This is a genomic window from Streptomyces sp. NBC_00289 (genome assembly GCF_041435115.1).
Classification (GTDB): domain Bacteria; phylum Actinomycetota; class Actinomycetes; order Streptomycetales; family Streptomycetaceae; genus Streptomyces.
In genome coordinates this window covers 479,847-500,394 of the sequence record NZ_CP108046.1, presented here as the reverse complement: position 1 = coordinate 500,394, position 20,548 = coordinate 479,847, and the positions used below count along the sequence as shown (strand labels likewise).

Annotated in this window: 17 protein-coding genes and 10 pseudogenes; 10 read left to right on the top strand and 17 right to left on the bottom strand. The window is 65.4% G+C overall.

From position 1 onward, the window contains the following. Positions 1-227 precede the first annotated feature (227 nt). Positions 228-534 (top strand): annotated as a pseudogene (locus OG985_RS02675) (transposase); the annotation flags it as partial. A 775-nt stretch (positions 535-1,309) separates the two neighbouring features. On the opposite strand, the pseudogene OG985_RS02670 reads toward OG985_RS02675, so the two are convergent. From OG985_RS02670 to OG985_RS02650, 5 genes and pseudogenes are all read right to left on the bottom strand, one after another. Then, a pseudogene (locus tag OG985_RS02670) lies at positions 1,310-1,566 on the bottom strand (helix-turn-helix domain-containing protein); the annotation flags it as partial. A 126-nt stretch (positions 1,567-1,692) separates the two neighbouring features. After that, positions 1,693-1,815 (bottom strand): hypothetical protein, encoded by a 123-nt coding sequence (locus OG985_RS02665; protein WP_371674712.1) that lies wholly within the window; start codon positions 1,813-1,815, stop codon positions 1,693-1,695. Between the two features lie 95 nt (positions 1,816-1,910). Continuing rightward, complete coding sequence (locus tag OG985_RS02660) at positions 1,911-2,774, bottom strand: IS3 family transposase (RefSeq protein ID WP_371666655.1); 864 nt, start codon at positions 2,772-2,774, stop codon at positions 1,911-1,913. Positions 2,775-2,799: 25 nt separating this feature from the next. Beyond that, a complete protein-coding gene (locus OG985_RS02655; protein WP_371666654.1) occupies positions 2,800-3,033 on the bottom strand; it encodes a transposase in 234 nt (77 codons plus the stop codon). 206 nt (positions 3,034-3,239) lie between these two features. Then, on the bottom strand, positions 3,240-3,995 hold the full coding sequence (locus OG985_RS02650) for a hypothetical protein (RefSeq protein ID WP_371666653.1): 756 nt from the start codon (positions 3,993-3,995) through the stop codon (positions 3,240-3,242). 169 nt (positions 3,996-4,164) lie between these two features. Between OG985_RS02650 and OG985_RS02645 the strand changes: the two are divergent. Next, a pseudogene (locus tag OG985_RS02645) lies at positions 4,165-4,738 on the top strand (IS6 family transposase); the annotation flags it as partial. A 190-nt stretch (positions 4,739-4,928) separates the two neighbouring features. Here the strand turns inward: OG985_RS02645 and OG985_RS02640 are convergent. Further along, positions 4,929-5,138: a hypothetical protein gene (locus tag OG985_RS02640; protein WP_371666652.1), complete on the bottom strand. Its 210-nt coding sequence runs from the start codon at positions 5,136-5,138 to the stop codon at positions 4,929-4,931. Positions 5,139-5,420: 282 nt separating this feature from the next. Between OG985_RS02640 and OG985_RS02635 the strand changes: the two genes are divergently transcribed. The 4 genes and pseudogenes from OG985_RS02635 (at position 5,421) to OG985_RS02620 (ending at position 8,312) form a co-directional block, all read left to right on the top strand. Then, positions 5,421-6,041 (top strand): hypothetical protein, encoded by a 621-nt coding sequence (locus OG985_RS02635; protein WP_371666651.1) that lies wholly within the window; start codon positions 5,421-5,423, stop codon positions 6,039-6,041. 23 nt (positions 6,042-6,064) lie between these two features. Beyond that, positions 6,065-6,232, top strand: coding sequence for a hypothetical protein (locus tag OG985_RS02630; protein WP_371666650.1), 168 nt, complete (start codon positions 6,065-6,067; stop codon positions 6,230-6,232). Between the two features lie 21 nt (positions 6,233-6,253). After that, the gene (locus tag OG985_RS02625; protein ID WP_371666649.1) at positions 6,254-7,351 is read left to right on the top strand and encodes an aminotransferase class I/II-fold pyridoxal phosphate-dependent enzyme; all 1,098 of its coding nucleotides are present in this window, start codon (positions 6,254-6,256) and stop codon (positions 7,349-7,351) included. A gap of 206 nt (positions 7,352-7,557) precedes the next feature. Further along, positions 7,558-8,312, top strand: a pseudogene (locus tag OG985_RS02620) (transposase family protein). A gap of 55 nt (positions 8,313-8,367) precedes the next feature. On the opposite strand, the pseudogene OG985_RS02615 reads toward OG985_RS02620, so the two are convergent. Beyond that, a pseudogene (locus tag OG985_RS02615) lies at positions 8,368-8,586 on the bottom strand (ISAs1 family transposase); the annotation flags it as partial. 1 nt (position 8,587) lies between these two features. On the opposite strand from OG985_RS02615, the pseudogene OG985_RS02610 reads away from it, so the two are divergent. Then, positions 8,588-8,773 (top strand): annotated as a pseudogene (locus tag OG985_RS02610) (DDE-type integrase/transposase/recombinase); the annotation flags it as partial. A gap of 53 nt (positions 8,774-8,826) precedes the next feature. Then, on the top strand, positions 8,827-9,000 hold the full coding sequence (locus tag OG985_RS02605) for a hypothetical protein (protein ID WP_371666648.1): 174 nt from the start codon (positions 8,827-8,829) through the stop codon (positions 8,998-9,000). A gap of 233 nt (positions 9,001-9,233) precedes the next feature. Here OG985_RS02605 and OG985_RS02600 read toward each other — a convergent pair whose 3' ends face one another. From OG985_RS02600 to OG985_RS02565, 8 genes and pseudogenes are all read right to left on the bottom strand, one after another. Beyond that, positions 9,234-10,853, bottom strand: coding sequence for an ISL3 family transposase (locus OG985_RS02600; RefSeq protein ID WP_371666483.1), 1,620 nt, complete (start codon positions 10,851-10,853; stop codon positions 9,234-9,236). 323 nt (positions 10,854-11,176) lie between these two features. Continuing rightward, a pseudogene (locus OG985_RS02595) lies at positions 11,177-11,377 on the bottom strand (transposase); the annotation flags it as partial. Between the two features lie 6 nt (positions 11,378-11,383). After that, positions 11,384-11,971: a hypothetical protein gene (locus OG985_RS02590; protein WP_371666647.1), complete on the bottom strand. Its 588-nt coding sequence runs from the start codon at positions 11,969-11,971 to the stop codon at positions 11,384-11,386. Further along, positions 11,968-12,231 (bottom strand): hypothetical protein, encoded by a 264-nt coding sequence (locus tag OG985_RS02585; RefSeq protein WP_371666525.1) that lies wholly within the window; start codon positions 12,229-12,231, stop codon positions 11,968-11,970. The genes OG985_RS02590 and OG985_RS02585 overlap by 4 nt, the downstream gene beginning before the upstream one ends. A 494-nt stretch (positions 12,232-12,725) precedes the next feature. Further along, positions 12,726-12,978: pseudogene (locus OG985_RS02580) on the bottom strand (ABC transporter substrate-binding protein); the annotation flags it as partial. A 15-nt stretch (positions 12,979-12,993) separates the two neighbouring features. Continuing rightward, a complete protein-coding gene (locus tag OG985_RS02575) occupies positions 12,994-13,227 on the bottom strand; it encodes a hypothetical protein (protein ID WP_371666646.1) in 234 nt (77 codons plus the stop codon). A gap of 26 nt (positions 13,228-13,253) precedes the next feature. After that, positions 13,254-14,009, bottom strand: coding sequence for a transposase family protein (locus tag OG985_RS02570; RefSeq protein WP_371666485.1), 756 nt, complete (start codon positions 14,007-14,009; stop codon positions 13,254-13,256). Between the two features lie 221 nt (positions 14,010-14,230). Continuing rightward, a complete protein-coding gene (locus OG985_RS02565) occupies positions 14,231-15,964 on the bottom strand; it encodes an IS1182 family transposase (RefSeq protein WP_371666644.1) in 1,734 nt (577 codons plus the stop codon). A gap of 185 nt (positions 15,965-16,149) precedes the next feature. On the opposite strand from OG985_RS02565, the gene OG985_RS02560 reads away from it, so the two are divergent. Both OG985_RS02560 and OG985_RS02555 read left to right on the top strand, forming a co-directional pair. Next, positions 16,150-16,332: a hypothetical protein gene (locus OG985_RS02560; protein WP_371666643.1), complete on the top strand. Its 183-nt coding sequence runs from the start codon at positions 16,150-16,152 to the stop codon at positions 16,330-16,332. Between the two features lie 314 nt (positions 16,333-16,646). Beyond that, a pseudogene (locus OG985_RS02555) lies at positions 16,647-17,869 on the top strand (IS110 family transposase). Positions 17,870-17,949: 80 nt separating this feature from the next. Here OG985_RS02555 and OG985_RS02550 read toward each other — a convergent pair. Beyond that, complete coding sequence (locus OG985_RS02550) at positions 17,950-18,936, bottom strand: hypothetical protein (protein ID WP_371666642.1); 987 nt, start codon at positions 18,934-18,936, stop codon at positions 17,950-17,952. Positions 18,937-19,099: 163 nt separating this feature from the next. Next, positions 19,100-20,322, bottom strand: a pseudogene (locus OG985_RS02545) (IS110 family transposase). Between the last annotated feature and the right edge of the window lie 226 nt (positions 20,323-20,548).

The following is a 20,548-nucleotide window of genomic DNA, read 5'->3' as shown; positions in this document are numbered from 1 at the left end:
CAAACGGGCTCTTTCACCAAACTCGCGACAGAGCCAGAACTGAGTGGCCGTTGACAGTGGGCGCCCAGGGCACCGGCCGTGGTCCGTTACTGACATCGGCTCGTCAGGGTGAACTTCGGCCAAGTCCCTGACGAGGTTGGATCGGTGGCCGTATTCCGGGGTGTGTGAGATATGCGGATGGGGGCGGGCTGACTGCCGCGGGACGCCGGCGCCGGGAGACTGTGCGGCTGCAGGCGGCCGAGCTGTTCGAGCGGAAGGTCAAGCCATCGGAGGTCGCGCGGCAGCTGCGGGTGAGCCGGAAGTCGGTCTACCAGTGGCAGCAGTTGTGGCGGGACGGCGGTGTGCAGGCACTGGCCTCTCGCGGCCCGGGCGGGTCGCGGTGCCGTCTGTCCCCGCGCTGTCTTCAGAAGCTGGCCGCGTATCTGGAGCAGGGTCCGGCCGCGCACGGCTGGGTGGAGGACCAGGTATGGGACGGCTTCGCGGGTGGCCACGCTGATCGGCAGGAAGTTCCACGTCTCCTACAGCGTCTCGGGGCCACTCGGTCATCGTCGACGGTGCCGAGGTCTTCAACGGGACTACAACTACCCTTGTCCCCACGGCGGCCTCGGAGGCCAGACACCCCACGAACGCCTCAGGCAGAAAACCACGACCCAGGCGTAATCAGTGATCGCCAGTTGCACACCTGTAGGAACTCCTGGATGCGCTGGTCGCTGTTCTCCCTGAAGCCGCCGTCCTTGCCCTCACGGCCACTGCCGTCCGCGACCGCGAGCACGTCCTGCCGGATTGCCTGGCGGCGCCCGCCACCACCAAGGCGTCGCGACCGCCTGCCACCAGCAACGACACCACTGTCACCAACCGTGATCAAGAACTACAGCTGCCGTTTGTGCACCGACTCAGCCGGTCCGGCACGGCAGTTGTAGTTTCGATGTCTGTGCTGGTCAGCGCCTTGCCGGGGTGGGTGCCTGACCGATCGTCAGGAGCACGCTCGATCGCGGACCAGGCCGTGATCGCAGATGAAGTAGTGATCACTCACCCAAAAGACGGAATCCCGTGATCATCTGTGATGGGCACCAGGTTTCCCCGGAGGTGTCAGGCGCAGGGTTGTCCCGGCTGGGGCCGGGACAACCCTGCAGCCCCAACAGCGACGCATCGCTGGACCTCGGCGGAGTGCGCGACATGACACGCCGGTCTGACATCTCAAAACAGCGTCAGGTCCCTGTCACTGGTGTCGGCGATGACGGGACGGAACCAGCGGGGGAGACCGTCCAGGCGGTCAGGCCCGGGCCGCGGCGGCCACGGCCGGGTCACGGGCGATCGCGGTGAACGTATCGCCGCCATGGAGCCCGAGCAGGATCTGCTCACGCTCGTCGATCGTCAGGCAGCCGGGACGAGGCCCCAACCAAACGGCTTCGCATCGAGATGCCGTCCACTGCGGGCCATGACGCCGACCATCGGCGCGCTGCAGCCGATCTCGCGGGCGATGTCGACCAGCCGCCAGCCCTTCGCATACAGCCTGAGCGCGAGCTGCTTCTGCTCCCGGCTGATATGACCATGCTTGCCCTGCATCCGGATCCTCCTGTGATCAGCGACTGTCTCATCTCGCAGGACTCGTTGCACTGACCGCTTGAATCCGCCCGAGCTAAGCCACCTCGATGCCGCGCTCGAGCATCAACTCCTCGACGTCGCGCACACTCAGGTGAACCGGTGGTACAGCCACACACAGGGGGAGATGACCTCCGGCGGGAAGCGGAACCCCCGGTACGACACCGCGTCCACGAGCAGCCCCTCCAACGATCCGGCCAGACGGATGATCATGCCAGCTGAGAAGGCCTCCACTCAACCGTCAACTGATTCGGGGACCGGGAGCTGAGGGGCCTCGCGTTTTCCGGACAGGCTTCTGACCGTTTATTTCACGCGGCGATTCGCAACTTCTCGTACTCGGCATGGACTTCGCGTGGAGGGCGGTACCCCACCGCCGAGTGGAGGCGTTTGCGATTGTACCAGAATTCGATGTAGCGAGTGATGTCCTGCTGGGCGACCTCGCGGGTCAGGTAAGTCACCCTTGATACGCGCTCGTTCTTCAGGGCGCCGAAGAATGATTCGGCCATGGCGTTGTCGAAACAGATCCCGGTGCGGCCGGCAGATCTGCGGAGCCCGAACCGGTCCAGCGTCCTCCCGAACTCGGCTGACATGTAGTTACTTCCGCGATCCGAGTGAAATATCGCGTCGGCCGAGAGGTTCCTGTTCCGTGCCGCGTTACGGATCGCCTTGGATATCAGTGGGGTTTGGTAGTGGTCGTCCATCGCGTAACCGATGACTTCCTTCGTGCAGCAGTCGATTACCGTCGCGAGGTACAGCCAGCCTTCCCCGGTCCCGATATAAGTAATGTCACCGACGAGCTTTTCGCCGGGTGCGTCCGCGGTGAAGTTGCGGCCGACGAGGTCCGGCACTTGGCCGGCCGCGGCCTTGGTGAGGTTGAACCTCTTCGGCTGTGGCTGGCAGGACTCAAGTCCCAGCTCGCGCATCAGGCGGCGGACCAGTTCCAGGCCGACGCTGATGCCCCAGCGGTGCAGCTGGGCTTGGATGCGACGGTGGCCGTAGGTGCTGTCGGAAATGTCGAAGGCTTTCTTGATGAGCAGTTTCAGTTCCTCGCGCCGCTGTGTCGTCGCGGATTCCGGGCGGGATCGCCAGTCGTAGTAGCCGGATCTGGAGACGCCGAGTCTGCCGCACATGAACTCGACGCTGTATGCGCACTCCGCAGTGTCGAGCCGCATCTCATCGATGAACTGTACTTGCTTGCTACCGGGGATCCTTCGCGAAGTACGCCGCGCATTTTTTCAGGAAGGAGTTTTCCATCTCCAGCTCACGGTTCCGCCGTTCGAGTTCCTTCAGGCGTACCCGCTCGTTCACCGTGAATTCTGCATCGGGAGCCGGTTCCTGCTGCTTCTGGTGCTTCTTCACCCAGCCGCGTAGCGTCTCCGAGTTCAGCTCAAGCTCCCGGGCAACTTCGGAGATCGTCTTGCTTGACCTCAACGCGATCTGGACTGCTTCCTCACGGAACTATGGCGAGTACTTACTGGGTGGCGCCACTTCTTCCTCGTTTCCTGTTCAGGACAACCCTATTGGGTCCCTGTCCGGAAACTTCGGGGCCCCTCAAGCTCCACCTCCCGCACCAGGGCCCGCTCCGCGCCCGTGTCCGGCAAGCCGGCCGACTGCCGGAAGGCACCGCCCTGGCCGCGTTACAGGAAGTTGTTAGGCCAGATCATGGTGCGCCACATGTGTGCGACCGGTGAGCCATCAAAGCCCAGGCCCTGATCGGGTTGCCGGAAGTGCCGGCCGATGATGTCTTCGAACTCGGCGATGTCGATGTCGTTTTCGTTGTCGAAGGTGTACAGGTCGTTGAGGGTGACCAGACGCGCTGTCATGTACCAACGGTGTGCACGAATGTGCTCATAGGCACTGTGTATGTGTGCGGGTGGGGCGTATTGCGGGCCGAAGAAGGTCCGGTATGCCTCGGGGTAGTCGTAGCCAACCGACGGGTCGGGAAAGAAACGCAGGATCTCGTGCTGGCGGATAGCCCAGGCGACTTTCTCGGAGACGTAAGGGGCCACCAGCTGGGCGCCCCAGTGTCCATGGTGGCTGCGCAGCAGGCCGCCCACAGCGATGTCGTGGAGGAGACAGGCCAGCACCACCTCCTCGTTCAGCCCCAAGTCTCGGGCCCGGCGGGCGCTGTGCAGCATATGCCGGGCGGTGAAGGGCTCAAGGCGCAGCCGGAAGAAGTCCGCCAGAGTCGGACGCTCGGGCATCGGGGGCAGAGCAGGGTTGTCACCCATCATGAACACTTTGCCAGGACGCAGCTCAGCCAGCAGTTCCTCGCCGGTGGCGTGATGCGCGGTGCCCATCATGGCGATCGACGGCAGAACGGCCATTCGTTCCAATCCCTCCTGGCCGTGACCAGGGCGGGGCTGGGGGACAGGTTCGATGCTGGTGGTCACTGATGAAACTCTCCTGAAGTCCCCCGCTTCTCGAACACATAGGTCATGTTCTGAGTTTTGGGCGGGTCCCACTATGTCCCGGAGGACGATCGCCTCACCCCTGAAGAGCTAGGTAGTTGATACCTCACTTGAAGCGAGCCTCCTCCCCGAACACGGCAGCTGTGGGTCAATGGGGCGTGAACATCTGAGAGGGGTTGTCGTGGAGGCCGGAGCGACACCGTCGTACAAGGGGTACCGGTACCCGGCGGAGGTCATGTCCCGCTGCGTGTGGCTGTACCACCGCTTCCCGCTCTGCTTCCGCGAGGTCGAGAAGCTCATGCTCGCCCGCGGCGTGATCGTCTCCCACGAAACCGTCCGGCAGTGGTGCACCAAGTTCGGGCCCCAGTACGCGGCCGGCCTGCGCCGCCGGAGGCCGAAGGCCGGCGACAAGTGACATCTGGACGAGGTCTACGTGAAGATCAACGGCGAGTGGCGGTACCTGTGGCGGGCGGTGGACCAGGACGGCAACGTCCTGGACATCCTGGTCCAGTCCCGGCGGAAAGCCAAGGCCGCCAGGCGGTTCATGGTCAAGCTGATGGAGGAGCAGCGGCGGGTGCCGCGAGTGCTGGTGCGGCAAGCTCCGCAGCTACGGCGCTGCACACCGGTAGCCCATGCCCTCGGTGGAGCACCGGCAGTCGAAGTACCTGAACAATCGGGCGGAGAACTCCCACCAGCCGACGAGGCAACGCGAACGCGGCAGTCGCATGCGAGAAACACGCCGACCGCACTGGACTGAGCCCCGAGGGCAAAGAGATCCAGGCCTGGATGTGCCCCCAGGCCACATGCCGTAATGGGCCTTGACCTCGGCGATACTCAGCTTCGAGGCAATCGGCCGAGCCGACGGTGGCGGCGCACTCTTCCGCGGCTACCATCACCTGCTGAGCGGCGCACAAGTCACCTTCTGCGCTTGTCCGCACGGTGAAGGTGGCGGTCTTGCTTGCGGTGGCCCGCGGCGGACCCGTCGACCAGCACCTCGAAGCGCTTGATGATGGCGGACGCTGCGTGTTTTTTCCAGGCCAGGGTGGCCGAGGGGTTACTCAACACTGTCGGTGGGACCTGGATTGATCGCCGGGTGCCGGAGCACTGCATCTTCTGCAGCCTCATCGCCCACAACCTCCTCGAAACGCATGGACTGTGGCTGGGATCACGGCACCGTAGGCGGCAGTTGAGTAACGCCTGCTCGCCTTTGGTGCTAATGGGGGTGGATACCTTGCAGCCTTGGTGCGGCGATGGCAGCAAATATCTCCGGTAGCGGGGCCGTGCAGCCCGTCGTCACAGCGCTGCGGTTGATGAGTCCGAAGATCACATTGACCGGGGTGGGCGTTGAGACAGAAGCACCGCAGGGACCGCAGGAAAAAGCTGATCGTCTACGGTGTCGCCTCAGCTGTGGTCGCCACCGCCGCCGTGGGCACCCTCGCTATGGCATCGTCCGAGTTCCCGCGCCGGACGGACGGCAAGGGATTGGCTCCGAATCTCAAGCTCCAGACCCAGTTCAAGGAAGCCGCTCAGGAGTTCGACGTTCCGCAGAGCGTGCTGATGGCGGTCTCGTACCGGCAGACGCGCTGGGAGAGCCACGGCGGGCTGCCGAGCACAACCGGCGCGTACAACGTCATGGGTCTAACCCGGGTGATGCCCGCCGACGTAGAGGACGGCGAGGAGACCGGCGAACACCGGCTCACGCATCTCAACATGAGCGGTGACCCGGCCGTCGAGAAGCACTTCAACCCTCAACGCGCGCTCACCAGCCTCTCTGACGAGCACGTCGACACGGGTGACCCCCGGCTGCACTCGCTGGACAAGGCGGCCGAACTCGTCCACGAGCCCGCGAAGTTGCTGCAGAGTGATGCCGGGCAGAGCATCCGCGCGGGCGCGGCGCTGCTTGCCCGGTATCAGCGTGAGGCCACCGGCGACCTACCGGACGACCCGGGCCGGTGGTATCCGGCGGTCGCCCGCTTCAGTCAGGCGCCCGACAGGACAGGCGCGGACCTGTTTGCCAAGAAGCACTGAACATTTCTGAAATCGCCTCGGCCATGGGATTGCGGGCTTGGCGGGTCGACGCGCCCCAGGCCATACAAGATGCAGTGCAGGAAGCGCTCAAAACTGGCGAGCCAGGAGTGATTGAAGTTATGATTGATTCGACCGTTCTTCCCCCCGTGGGTGATCGCGTAGAAACTATCGCCGGCTTTAAAGGCAAGTAATTTACGAAACTGGCGGCGAAAATGAGTAACTATTTCCGTGATGAAGTAAACCAACTTTCCAGCTATCAGAAAATTCCTGACCCGAACGCTGTAGCAAAGAATTTGGGTCTGCACCGTGTGGCCAAACTGGACACTAATGAGATCTACTACCCTCCACTTCCCGGTGTGGCTGAGGCCGTGCAGGCAGAACTGGGAAAGCTGCATTACTATCCTGACATGACAAACGCCCTTGTAGTCGACGCTCTGTCGCATCACTATGGGCTGATATCTGAGGGGCTGTGTGTAGGAGACGGCTCGGCCGCATTGATCGAAGCAATTGTGAAAGGGGTAACTTGCTCTGGGTATGATGAGGTCGTGTACTCGTGGAGATCCTTCGAGGCATATCCCTTAATTGCCACGATGGCGGGAGCCAAGCCGATTCCGGTTCCCCGAGCCGCGGATCACGGCCACGATTTGGCTGGAGTACTCAAAGCAATCACTCCAGCAACTCGAGTTATCATAATTTGCAATCCAAGTAATCCTACGGGTGCATACATGCCGTTACGAGAGATCGAAACGTTCTTGGCAAGCGTCTCTCCCAGTGTACTTGTTGTGCTGGACGAAGCATATCGCGAATTTATTCACCCACGCCCCCATTTTGATACCTTGCCACTCGCCTCTAGGGTGAAGAACCTTATTATCTTGCGGTCATTTTCCAAGGCTTGGGGTCTTGCAGGACTTCGAGTGGGCTGGTCGTATAGTAGTCCAGACCTTGCTCGGGGCATCCAAAAATGTATTCTTCCGTTTTCCGTTAGTAGGATCGGGCAGGCAGCCGCAGTCGCCGCTCTAAGCCAAGAAGAAGAGATGCGCCGGAGGGCGGCTGAAATTGCCGCTGAGCGAGATGCGTTGCTTGCGATGGTGCGCCTTCATACGCCCGAGGTGCCATATTCCCAGGGCAACTTCATATGGCTTCCTATTGGCGATCTAGCTGCAGCCTTCGGTTACGAGGCTGAGCAACGAGGATTCATTGTGCGCGCCTTCGCGGGCGAAGGGATACGCGTTACGGTAGGCACCGCCGAGCAAAATGCAGACTTCGTAGCCGCTTACCCCAATGTATTGCAGGCCATTGGCTTTCGGTGAGAACTACTGCTTCGTTCCTCAAAGGACGTACACGCTACCCTTCAGTGGGAGATCGGCGGCTTCGCTGTAGTTCCTCGATCACTGAGCGTTTTCAGGGTGGCCACTGATCGAGTGATGCAAGGGGATGGCTGGCAGGGCAACGGACGAGGCTCCCAGGCAGTTGAGAGAGGTATCTGACATGCGATCTCGGTTGCCGGGGAGCCCCGTTGATTACGTATCCTGCCGCACTCGACCTCCCGCATGCCCTCGTGGAGACGGTCACGATGCTGATCGTCCTTCGTGAGGGTGACCGCCGGTGCAAGCTCCGTCCGTCCGCGCGTGCGGTTGTCGCGCTCGTGTACTTGCGCCAGCACACCACGCTGGCCCAGATCGCCGCTGGTTTCCGCATCAGCGTCGGGACCGCGCACGCCTATGTCCGCTCCGTGGTGGGCCTGCTGGCGCGCCGGGCTCCGGGCTGACGCGGGCCCTGCGTGAAGTGAAGGCCCGGGCGGAATACGTGCTGGTGGACGGCACCCTCGCGGAGTGCGACCGGGTCGGTGACGGCCGCGGGGACTACTCGGGAAAGCACCGGCGTCACGGTGTGAACCTGCAGGTCGTCACCGATCCGGACGGCACCATCGTATGGATCTCGAAGGCGCTGCCCGGTCGCACCCACGACCTCACCGCCGCCCGCACCCACCGGATCATCGACACCTGCCGCAGACTCGGTATCCCGGTCCTGGCCGACCTCGGCTACCTCGGTGCCGGCGGCACCATCACCACCCCGATCCGACGTTCTCCCGGCAAAGAACTCAACCGCCGGCAGCTATCGCTGAACAGGGCTCATGCCCGCCTGCGCTACCCGGTCGAGCGCGGCATGGCCCGATTGAAGACCTGGCGGATCTTCCGCAAAGCCCGCTGCAGCCCCACCTGGCTCACCACCGCAGCCAAAGCCGTCCTCACCCTTGAGAGCTACTGCTGAAAATCCTCACTGCGCGCGGCAGGGCCCCGGCGTTTGCCCGGGTCGTCCGGTTTGATCATGTGATGCCGTAGAGGGTGAGGACGCGTGGGCGTTCGGTGTGGGCTCGGCGTTCGGCGGCGGTGTTGACGTATCCGGCGAGCTTGAGCGCGCTGCGGATCACGTCGCGGGCGGCAGCGAGTACGGCAGGTGTGTTACGGGTCCTGACCTAGGATTTATCTTCTCCGAAGACGACATCTCGTACCCAGTGGGCGGTGTTTTCCACGGTCCAGTGTCCGCTCCGCTCCTACGGCGTCGCCCACCGCGAGCTGATGAGCTCGGTCGAGCACCGTTCCCACAAGGGCCTGAACAACCGCACCGAGAACAGCCACCAGCCGACGAGACAGCGCGAACGGGCGATGAAGGGCTCCCGCTCCGCCGGAGGAGCGCAACGCTTCCTGCCCGCGTTCAGCGAGCGCGCCAACTCCCTACTCAAGACCACCTTCAAGGCCCTGCGCAGAGCCAGGCCAGAAAACTGGTGGAGGCGATCGGGAACCGGATAGAAGAGGTCGGGCTGCGTCTGCATCCCGGCAACACCCGGATCGTCTACTGCAAGGACGCGAACCGGCGGGTCTCGTATGAGCACACGGCGTTCACTGGCGCACTGGTGTACCTCCGCAAGTACGACACGCTGCACCAGATCGCCGCCTGATTCGGGATCAGCGTGGGCTTGGGCACAGCCCACGCTTACGTCCACGCTGTCGCGGCTCTCCTGGCTGCCCGGGCACCGGGCCTGACCGCAGCCCTGCGAAACTCCGACGCCCGCTACCTCTGCTCGATGGGACGCTCGCCGAGTGCGACCGGGTCGGTGATGTCGGCGTCGGCTGAACCTGGGTTCTGGATCACTTTCAGTGCTAGGGCCACGGAGGGTCACCGAAACCGCGATCATGAACGGCATCGCGCGGTGAGGAGGACCCGTTTGCGGAGCAGGTCGAAGTTGGCTCGGCCGAACATCTGCCGCTTCAACATCTTGATCTTGTTGTTCTGACCCTCGACCGCGCCGGAGCTGTAGCGAAGGCTGAGGCCGGCGACGACGGCATCGAGATCCTGGCCGAGACCGGTGACGAAGGTATGAAGGGCTGGCAGGTCCTCGGCCCGGACGCTCGTGATCCACTTGTTCAGGTCCCGGCCCTGACGGTTGTTCATGAGCTCGGCAAACGTGCGGACGTGGTGGGCGGTGCGGTCGAGCGCGGGGCAGCGAGCCAGGATCGCTTTGAGCTGCTGGGTCTGGTCCTCGGTGAGGCGGTCGGGATGGCGGGTGAGCCAGCTGGTCACATTCCGCACGGACGGCGTCTTGTGGGGCGGGTCGTGCGGAAAGTTCTCGCGGAGTTTGGCCACGTAGACCTTCACCACGTTCTCGCCGCCGGGGTAGCCACGTTCGCGTACTTCCTCGAACAGGCGGCGGGCGACGGTGCAGCCCTCCGCCCACCGCTGGTGCAGGTAAGGCTTGTAGGGGTCGAGAATGCTGGCTCGGCCGGTCCACCGGCCAACCAGGAGTTCGTCCGCGCTTGCCGCGTTGGCGAAGCGGCGGACGGTATTGCGGGCCAGCCCCTGTTGGCGGGCGATCGCGCGCAGTCCGATGCCCTGCTCGAGGAGAGCGTGGATAGCCGCGTGCTGTTCCCGGATGCGGTCGGAGAGTCGGCCGGTTGTCCGCGGCCCTCTGGGAGAGGGCGGATCGAGGTTCGTGTTCTCCGTGTCCGCGACGGCCTGGGCCGTGGCGGCGTCGTGCGGCTCACGTAGCAGAGCGCGGTGTTGAACGACTGTCTTCTCGACGGCCTCAGTAAGGTTCGACCAGATGTGCCATCGGTCCGCGACGTGGATGGCGTTCGGGGCGCCGAGCCGTCCGGCCTCGGCATAGGCGGTGGAGCGGTCCCGACAGATCACCTCGATGCCGGGATGGTCGGCGAGCCACTTGGCGACCGTCGACGTCGTCCGGTCCGGCAGCAGGTCGATGGGCTGACGGGTTTCGATGTCGATCAGGATCGTGCCGTACTTGTGGCCCTTGCGCAGCGCGAAGTCGTCCACCCCGAGCACCCGCGGTGTCGAGGTCTCGGGCTCCGGCAGGCGACGGATCAACCGCAGCAGTGTCGACCTGCTCACCCCGGCGGCCAGAGTCTGGGAGAGGCGGGCACCGGCACGGCCGGCCAGCATCACCGCCACACGCTCCAGCACTGTCTGCAGCCCGGCGCTGCGTCGGCCGTGCCGGACGGTCAGTCCGTCGACCTGCTCGGCGAACGTCGCCTGTCTGCACAAACGTTGGCCGCAGCGGAACCGCCGCACCTGTAACTCGATCAGCACCGGACGCCCTCTGACCGAGCTGTCGGCGAGCCGCCGTACGTACCGGCTGTGCACCCGAGACGACAGCGTCCCGCACGCTGGACATACGACCCGCTCCGCAACCGCCCGGGCCCGCACGGCCACCAACTCGCCGTCAGGCACAACGTTTTCGATCACGACACCTTGGACCTGGTGGAACCACAGGTTCTGGAGGAGAACATCACCCACGACCGTTCATGATCGCGGTTTCGGTGACCCTCCGTGGCCCCAGCACTGAAAGTGATCCAGAACCAGGATTCGGGCGACGGCGAGAGGTGACAGCCGGGCCGACTATTCGGGCAGGCGCCGCCGTCACGGAGTGAACTTGCAGGTCTTGTGTCCTGAACACGAAAAGGAGTTGGTTGTAGGGCAGCTTCTGGAAGTGATGCTGTGCGGGAGATGAAGGAAATCATGGCCCTTCGGCTTCGCCCTGCGGGGGGAGATGCCAAACCGCCTCATCCTGCGTGGATGAAGACTGTCGTAGTGAGCGATGCGCATTCACGACCTCACGTGGTCACCACGGTCTTCGAACGAGTGTTGTTGCGGGTGTTGCCGTCGGCGGCCCTGTCATGCTTCTCGTGGCCGAGATGATCGGCGATCTCACCCTCGAGAGCGGACTCCAAGAGCCTCTTCGTCAGCTGCTGCATTAGCCCGCCCTCACCGGTCAACTTGATCCCGCCAGCCTTCGCGCGGTCCACCAGTTGCCCGATCAACTGACCTCATTTGTTCCTGGCTGGCGGTGGTCGTAGTTCGTGGGGCCTGTTCAGGTGGCGGCAGGTGTGCTGCAGGATGTGGCGGGCTTGCAGGAGGTGGACCGTGGTGGCGGGGTCTTGTTCGGTGTTTGCGGTGTGTGCGATTGCTGCGGCGGTTTCGTTGATGAGGTCGCGGACCGCGGCGACCAGGTGCGGGATCCAGGACTGGTAGAGCCGTCGGTCGAGCGTGGGATTGGGGCGAGTCTGGGTGCGGTGGCGGGCGTGGACCAGCCAGCGGTGGGCCGGGATGCCACCGGTAACGGGCCGGAGTCGCTGCTCGGTGGTCAGCGCCAGGCGTAGTTGCCAGATACGGGCCTGCGATCCGGGCAGGCGCGTCATATCGTCATGGAAGGCCAGGAGGGCGTCGATGAGCAGGCCGGACCACCGGCGCAGGCGGTCGGTGTGGGCGGGCATGCGTCCGGGGCCGCCGGCTGCCTGGTGGACGGTCCACCAGAGCTGGCTGCGTGCGGCGTCTTCCGCCCCGCAGGGCATGCCGCTCGCGGCTGTGGTGCAGGAGCCTGCGTTGTCCGGCTGGGCGCCTGCTGGGCTGGTCATGCCTGGCATCCACCGCAGGCCGGCGCCGTGTAGGCGTGGGTGGCCTGTTCCAGGCACCAGGCCATCCGCGCGGTGAAGAGCTCGGGGCAGTCCCCGGCCCGCTGCGCGACCGCTCCCGCGCACCCGCCGGGCACTGTCGCGTGGCGGGCCAGCTCCTCGGCGACCGCCGCGCACACCGTCTTTGTACTGATCTGGTCCGGTGGGCGCAGGGGCGAGCAGAACAGGGCCTGTGCCCACACTCGGATCACTTTCTCGGCCACCGGTCCGGCCGAAAGTTGTGAAGTCGTGCCCATTGCGTCACACATTCCTGATGGGAAATCCGCCCGGTGTGCCCACGGTCGAACGGGTCAGAACGGGCCTGGTCTCCCAGGTTCCGCCGCATCCCGGGGCGCGGCGTGAGCAGCTGGTGCTCACCGTGGCGCACGGGGGCGCTGAGCGAGCGAGTGGCAGACGTCACGGGGGTGCCGTGCTCGACCATGTCGGCCCACGCGCGCTCGGCGGCCTGGAAAATCTTGTCCTCCGTGCCCACGTCACGGCGGGCCGTGACTCGATGTGGGTCGCGCAGCGTGCGGTGTTGGCCGCGGCGAGGGCCTACCGCGCTGCGCTGGCCAGTTGGTGCCCGGTGCCGCGCCTGCCCGCGGCTGCTGTTCGGCTCGGCGGGCATGCATCGCCGAGTAGCGGTGGCCGGTGTCGTCGGCGTACGAGCTGAAGTGGCTCTGACACGAAAATGCGGTGTGCCTGTGCTTCATAGTGAAGTCCAGGTCTTGCGCCGTCGGAGGACTTGCCCGAGTCGGTGGCGAGGTCGCCGACGACCGAGACGCCGCCCTTGCCGTCCTCCTGGAACTGCGTCAGGCGGCGGAAGAGCAGGTTGGCGACCTGGCCGGCGTCCGAGACATAGATCTAGCCAGGGTCGAGGTGGGAGAGACCCGCCTCCTGGTAGACCTGGATGGTGCCGCCACTCCTAGCACCGGGAACCTCCTGGGCGGACCAGTGGAGGCGGCCGCGTCGCGTAGGTGCTCGGTCTACAGGTCGTCGGGCAGGAGGCGGAATGCCTGGTGGCCGGTCAGCGGCCGGATCATGCGGAAATGCCGGTCGGTAGTGAGAAGGACCTCGGTCCGGTAGGCGGCTGCGAGGGCGACGTTCATGGCGTCGGTCAGTCCGACGCCTTTGCCTTGGTCGGCGTCTGCATAGCCTTCGGCGACGGCGATCGCCGCGCTCAGGTGTGTGGCGAGAGAGGGGATCTCGAAGCGGCGCACGGCTGTATTGCGTTCGATGAGGATTTTCAGCAGTAGCTCTCAAGGGTGAGGACGGCTTTGGCTGCGGTGGTGAGCCAGGTGGGGCTGCAGCGGGCTTTGCGGAAGATCCGCCAGGTCTTCAATCGGGCCATGCCGCGCTCGACCGGGTAGCGCAGGCGGGCATGAGCCCTGTTCAGCGATAGCTGCCGGCGGTTGAGTTCTTTGCCGGGAGAACGTCGGATCGGGGTGGTGATGGTGCCGCCGGCACCGAGGTAGCCGAGGTCGGCCAGGACCGGGATACCGAGTCTGCGGCAGGTGTCGATGATCCGGTGGGTGCGGGCGGCGGTGAGGTCGTGGGTGCGACCGGGCAGCGCCTTCGAGATCCATACGATGGTGCCGTCCGGATCGGTGACGACCTGCAGGTTCACACCGTGACGCCGGTGCTTTCCCGAGTAGTCCCCGCGGCCGTCACCGACCCGGTCGCACTCCGCGAGGGTGCCGTCCACCAGCACGTATTCCGCCCGGGCCTTCACTTCACGCAGGGCCCGCGTCAGCCCCGGAGCCCGGCGCGCCAGCAGGCCCACCACGGAGCGGACATAGGCGTGCGCGGTCCCGACGCTGATGCGGAAACCAGCGGCGATCTGGGCCAGCGTGGTGTGCTGGCGCAAGTACACGAGCGCGACAACCGCACGCGCGGACGGACGGAGCTTGCACCGGCGGTCACCCTCACGAAGGACGATCAGCATCGTGACCGTCTCCACGAGGGCATGCGGGAGGTCGAGTGCGGCAGGATACGTAATCAACGGGGCTCCCCGGCAACCGAGATCGCATGTCAGATACCTCTCTCAACTGCCTGGGAGCCTCGTCCGTTGCCCTGCCAGCCATCCCCTTGCATCACTCGATCAGTGGCCACCCTGAAAACGCTCACTGAGAACACCCCGACTTTGACCCCCGACTCGACTCCGTTGCGCATTTCGGTCGAGGGTTACGCGACAGGGCGACTCTGCTGCGCAATTGGTGAGGTCTACGCGGTGAGCCGGTAGGCGAGGCGTTCGAGGCGGCTGGTGCGGACCCGGCGGAGGGGCTGGTCGCTCCAGTAGGCGTCCAGCCGCACCACGTTGACCGCGGCTGCGGAGAAGGCGTGTTGGAGGCGGACCTTGGGCAGCCCGCGGTAGCGGGCCCGGCGCAGGCCGGTGACGTCCAGGGCCTGGTTGACGGTGCCCTCGATGCCGGCGCGCAGGGCGTACTTGGTCCGCCAGGCCGGGGTGTTCTGCTCGGTGCGGGCCTTGGCGGTGGTCTCGTGGATCTCCTTGGGCCGCAGGGTGAGCATGCGGTTGCCGCGGGCGGCGCTGGTGCACCGGTCCTTGACCAGGCAGCTGCCGCAGTCGGACTTGGCGAACTCGATGACGATGGCGTCGCGTCCGTGCTGGGTGACGGAATGCCAGCCGGTGCTGGCGTGTCCTTCGGGGCAGCCGACGGTCCGGGTCCTCCAGTCGATGTGGAAGGCACTCTTGGCGAACCCCTCGGCGGCCCTGGCCTGCGGGGAACGGTCGGCCAGCAGCGGGGTGACCATGGCGATGCCGTTCTTCGCGGCGGCGGTGACCAGGTCGGCCGAGGGATAGCCGGAGTCGAGGTAGTGCTCGCCCGGGGCGAGGTCGCGTTCGGCGAGCCGCTGCTGGATACCGGTCGTGGCCTTCACATCCGGCACGGTGGCGTCGATGGTGTGCACGTCGGTGATCAGATTCGGCCGTGGGCCGGCGCGCCGTCCGGCTCCGGCTCCGGCTCCGGCTCCGGCTCCGGCTCCGGCTTGAGTATCGCAGCTCTCAGTCAGGTGGATCTTGTATCCGCACCAGAACAGATCCTCACCTTTCACCGCCCAGCGTGCGTCGGTGTCGTACGGGGAAGCCAGACGGCGTCTGCCGGGCGGGACGCCCTCGTCGTCGGCGTCCCGCTTCACGATCACCTCCCGCCCCCGGGTATCGGTGCGCAGGCAGTAGGTCTGCACCAGCACCTGCCGCAAGATCTGGACGGCCTCGACCTCGCGGATCCACATCGGGGCGGCAGTATCGTAGGCGGCCCGCACGATCGCATAGCCGTCCTGCGCGAACACCTGCGCCAGCCGGTCCTGCTTGGTCTTGGACGACGGCAAGGTCCAGCCGTTGACCCTCGGTCCGTAGCGGTGAGCGAACTCGGCGACGTCGATCTGGTCGGCCAGCCAGGCAGGGGCGGCCACCGCGAGGGCCTCCAGCGCCGCGCGTACGCTCTCTCCAGCCAGCTCCAGCCGGTTCAGGTTCCGCACCGCGGAGATGACGTGGGTGGCGTCGGTACGCTGTCTGCTGCCGGCACCGACCAGCCCGGCCTCACGGCAGTGGTCGACCAGCCGGTCGAAGACCACCCGCTCCAGGCCATGCCCGGCCAACCGGGCGCGGAAGCGGGCCAGCACGCTGGGATCGAAGCCGGTATCAGTCAGCTCCGCCCCGATCGCGTACTTCCAGTCGATCGCCCGGACAGCCATCACGGTGGCCTGCCGGTCGGTCAGGTTCTCGGCGAACTGCAGAACCGTGATCAGAGACAGCACCGCCGGTGCCATCCCCGGGGCGCCACGGACCCCGAAGGCGCCGGTGAACGGCTCGTCGGCGAAGACCTCCGCCAGGCGGTCCCGTACCCGAATCGGCAGGCTCCCCTTGGGGAAAGCCGCCCGGGCCACCGCCGCGGTCTGCTCCGGGACCTCCGGTAACCCCTTCGGCTGCAACGACATCCGCATCATCTCCCCCGCAGCCGCACGGCAGGAAAGCGGCCACGGGCACGATCACCTCGTCAACACGCCACTCTTCGCAGCGAATTGCGCAGCAGAGTCGCCCTGATGTGACTCGTGATCGATGTTGTCGTTGAGTGAGTCGTCGTCGTGCTCCGAGGAGACGACCAGCTGCTTGATGTTGAGGAATGGACACCCACAACCCCGACCTGGTCCTCGCCACCCTCAACGGCAAGGGCAAGCTGGAGCCCGGGCCCTGCTTGCGCAGGTACATCACGACCGGCCACCTCGACACAGGCCGGGGGCGCGATGTCGGCGGCGGTGACCAGACATCTCAGACGATGGTGACCGGGCCCTCCAGACGACGGTGAAGCAGGGCGGGGAAGCGGGGGAAGTCCTTCTTCGTGTAGCCGCCCGACGGCTTGACCGCTAGATCATCCGGGGCTCCTCGCCCTCCTTGAAGCAGATCCACGCCACCCGCCGGTTCGGCCCCGCCTACGCCGCGGCGCTGCGCCGGCGCCGCCCGAAATCGGATGATTAAGCCTGTCCGGCCGGAAGGCCCGACTGCTGATGGGATGGCGTGCCCGCCGGGGCTGTGGCGGCGTGAGCACTGGATCCATTAGGGCGCGAGCTGTGTCTTCCGCTGGCCACGTGCACGTGGTACGTCGAGAGGTTGGAGAAGCGGGTGCTGTTCGTCGGCGACGACTGGGCCGAAGACCACCATGATGTCGAGGTCCAGGACGGTTCGGGCCGCAGGCTCGGGACCGCCCGGCTGATGGAGGGTGTCGAAGGGATCGCCAAGCTGCACGCCCTGGTCGCCCGGTACGGTGGCCAGGACCTGGAGCCGGGGCAGGTAGTGGTCGGGATCGAGACCGACCGCGGGCCGTGGGTGCAGGCCCTGCTCGCGGTTGGCTACCAGGTCTATGCGGTCAACCCGCGGCAGGCGGCCCGGTTCAAGGAACGCTACGGCACCTCCGGCGCGAAGAGCGAAAAGGGCGACGCGCACGCGCTCGCGGACATGGCCCGCATCGACCGCGATCAGTTACGGCCGATCGCCGGGGACAGCGAGCAGGCCCAGGCCGTCAAGGTCGTTGCCCGCGCCCATCAGACCCTGATCTGGGAACGCACCCGCACCTTCCAGCGCCTGCGGAACACGCTGCGCGAGTACCCGGCGCGCTCACTGCCTACGCCAGCTTGGAGCTGACCAGCACCGACGCCCTGGAACTGCTGGTCAAGGCCCCCACACCCGAGCGGGCGTCGAAGCTGACGAAACAGCAGATCACCGCGGTGCTGGCCCGGCACCGCCGCCGCAACCGCGACCAGAGGGCCGCGACGATCGCGGCCGCGCTGCGCGAGCCCCAGCTCGACGTCGCGGCCCCGGTGACCGCCGCCTACGCAGCCGCGGCGACCGCGCACGCCCGGCTGCTGATTGCCCTCAACGAGCAGATAGACACGTTGGAGGGTGAAGTGAAGGCACATTTTCGGGCACACCCGGACGCTGAGATCTACCTGTCGATGCCCGGCATCAGCGAGATCGTCCGGGCCCGGGTGCTCGCCGAGTTCGGGGACGACCCCGCCCGCTACGCGTCCGCGAAGGCACGCAAGAACTACGCCGGCACCAGCCCGGTCACCCGCGCTTCCGGCAGGAGCCACACCGTCCAGGCCCGCTTCGTCCGCAACAACCGCCTCGCCGACGCGCTGCAGCGCCAGGCGTTCTGCGCGCTGCAGAACTCACCCGGAGTCCGCCGCTACTACGACAAGCAGCGAGCCCGCGAACTCGACTACAACCCCGCCCTGCGTCAGGTCGGCAACCGCCTCGTCGGCATCCTCCACGGATGCCTCAAGACCCGCACCCGCTACGACGAGGCCACCGCCTGGGCCCACCACGCCAACCTCGCCACGAGTTGACACCCAACGCCATGGGATGTCTGACAACACCTCCCGGGGCCCCTGAGGATGTCCGTCAAAGCGGATCAAACCCAAGACCTCTACCCACGCGACGGCTCAGGCACCAACGTCTTCTCCGGCTCACCACGCGACGGCTCAGGCACCAACGTCTTCTCCGGCTCACCACGCGACGGCTCAGGCACCAACGTCTTCTCCGGCTCACCACGCGACGGCTCAGGCACCAACGTCTTCTCCGGCTCACCACGCGACGGCTCAGGCACCAACGTCTTCTCCGGCTCACCACGCGACGGCTCAGGCACCAACGTCTTCTCCGGCTCACCACGCGACGGCTCAGGCACCAACGTCTTCTCCGGCTCACCACGCGACGGCTCAGGCACCAACGTCTTCTCCGGCTCACCACGCGACGGCTCAGGCACCAACGTCTTAGCGGGTGAACTTCGAGGGTTTCGGCCGATTCGAATCACGTTCAGAACGGTTCCGGTGATGGTGACCCGTGAGGCTGGCAGAGAAAGTGGCGGAGCTGAAATGCGAGTAGCATTCCGGTTCACCACGCCAGTCTGAGTACCATCCGGCAGGAATATCCAGCCCGCATCAATATCATGGCCTTCGGTTACTGATACTGCTTTATACATGGCGACAGATCGACCAGTTTTGAGGTCAAAGGCTGTGGAACTACCGTGTCGCTCAAGGATCCCGGACGCGTGGTCGTTCCTCGCCTTTCCTGAGAGGCGCGCTCCATCCGGTCCATTCAGTTCAAATGCGCCATCTCCGGAAGCGGCCCCACTGAACCAATCTCCCACTTCATGGCCATCGCACAAATAACCATAAGCTTTTTCGCCGAAAACAGAAATTGCCAAAGCTGCTCCGCCTCCTATGTGACTGGAGTAGTCTATCGCACGTATTCTCCTGTCCTGCGATTGCACTGCACAAAGTGCAGCAATGATGCAAGTAATCATTAAAGCGACCAGTCCGACGACAGTCGGAGGACACGAAAATCTGCCAACTTTCAGTTTCATAAATACCCCTTCGCGCAGAATACGGCATCCTGATTGTTGCATCGATATCACAAGAGTGGCGAGTGTGGATCCGAGGCAAGGAAGACGGTTCCATATACGTATCTTCAACCCGAGCTATCCAGGTATACGATACTCACTTCCAATGGCTCGCAAAAGATCAAGCTGCTACTGAGTCTTTGCCAGGGCATTGTCAGACATCCCATGGCGTTGGGTGTCAACTCGTGGCGAGGTTGGCGTGGTGGGCCCAGGCGGTGGCCTCGTCGTAGCGGGTGCGGGTCTTGAGGCATCCGTGGAGGATGCCGACGAGGCGGTTGCCGACCTGACGCAGGGCGGGGTTGTAGTCGAGTTCGCGGGCTCGCTGCTTGTCGTAGTAGCGGCGGACTCCGGGTGAGTTCTGCAGCGCGCAGAACGCCTGGCGCTGCAGCGCGTCGGCGAGGCGGTTGTTGCGGACGAAGCGGGCCTGGACGGTGTGGCTCCTGCCGGAAGCGCGGGTGACCGGGCTGGTGCCGGCGTAGTTCTTGCGTGCCTTCGCGGACGCGTAGCGGGCGGGGTCGTCCCCGAACTCGGCGAGCACCCGGGCCCGGACGATCTCGCTGATGCCGGGCATCGACAGGTAGATCTCAGCGTCCGGGTGTGCCCGAAAATGTGCCTTCACTTCACCCTCCAACGTGTCTATCTGCTCGTTGAGGGCAATCAGCAGCCGGGCGTGCGCGGTCGCCGCGGCTGCGTAGGCGGCGGTCACCGGGGCCGCGACGTCGAGCTGGGGCTCGCGCAGCGCGGCCGCGATCGTCGCGGCCCTCTGGTCGCGGTTGCGGCGGCGGTGCCGGGCCAGCACCGCGGTGATCTGCTGTTTCGTCAGCTTCGACGCCCGCTCGGGTGTGGGGGCCTTGACCAGCAGTTCCAGGGCGTCGGTGCTGGTCAGCTCCAAGCTGGCGTAGGCAGTGAGCGCGCCGGGTACTCGCGCAGCGTGTTCCGCAGGCGCTGGAAGGTGCGGGTGCGTTCCCAGATCAGGGTCTGATGGGCGCGGGCAACGACCTTGACGGCCTGGGCCTGCTCGCTGTCCCCGGCGATCGGCCGTAACTGATCGCGGTCGATGCGGGCCATGTCCGCGAGCGCGTGCGCGTCGCCCTTTTCGCTCTTCGCGCCGGAGGTGCCGTAGCGTTCCTTGAACCGGGCCGCCTGCCGCGGGTTGACCGCATAGACCTGGTAGCCAACCGCGAGCAGGGCCTGCACCCACGGCCCGCGGTCGGTCTCGATCCCGACCACTACCTGCCCCGGCTCCAGGTCCTGGCCACCGTACCGGGCGACCAGGGCGTGCAGCTTGGCGATCCCTTCGACACCCTCCATCAGCCGGGCGGTCCCGAGCCTGCGGCCCGAACCGTCCTGGACCTCGACATCATGGTGGTCTTCGGCCCAGTCGTCGCCGACGAACAGCACCCGCTTCTCCAACCTCTCGACGTACCACGTGCACGTGGCCAGCGGAAGACACAGCTCGCGCCCTAATGGATCCAGTGCTCACGCCGCCACAGCCCCGGCGGGCACGCCATCCCATCAGCAGTCGGGCCTTCCGGCCGGACAGCAGGGGCACGGTCTGACAACAGAGCTCGTACAGCTCCGGTGGAGATAGTGCTCACCTGCTGGCGGCCACTCATCGAGTCTCGCC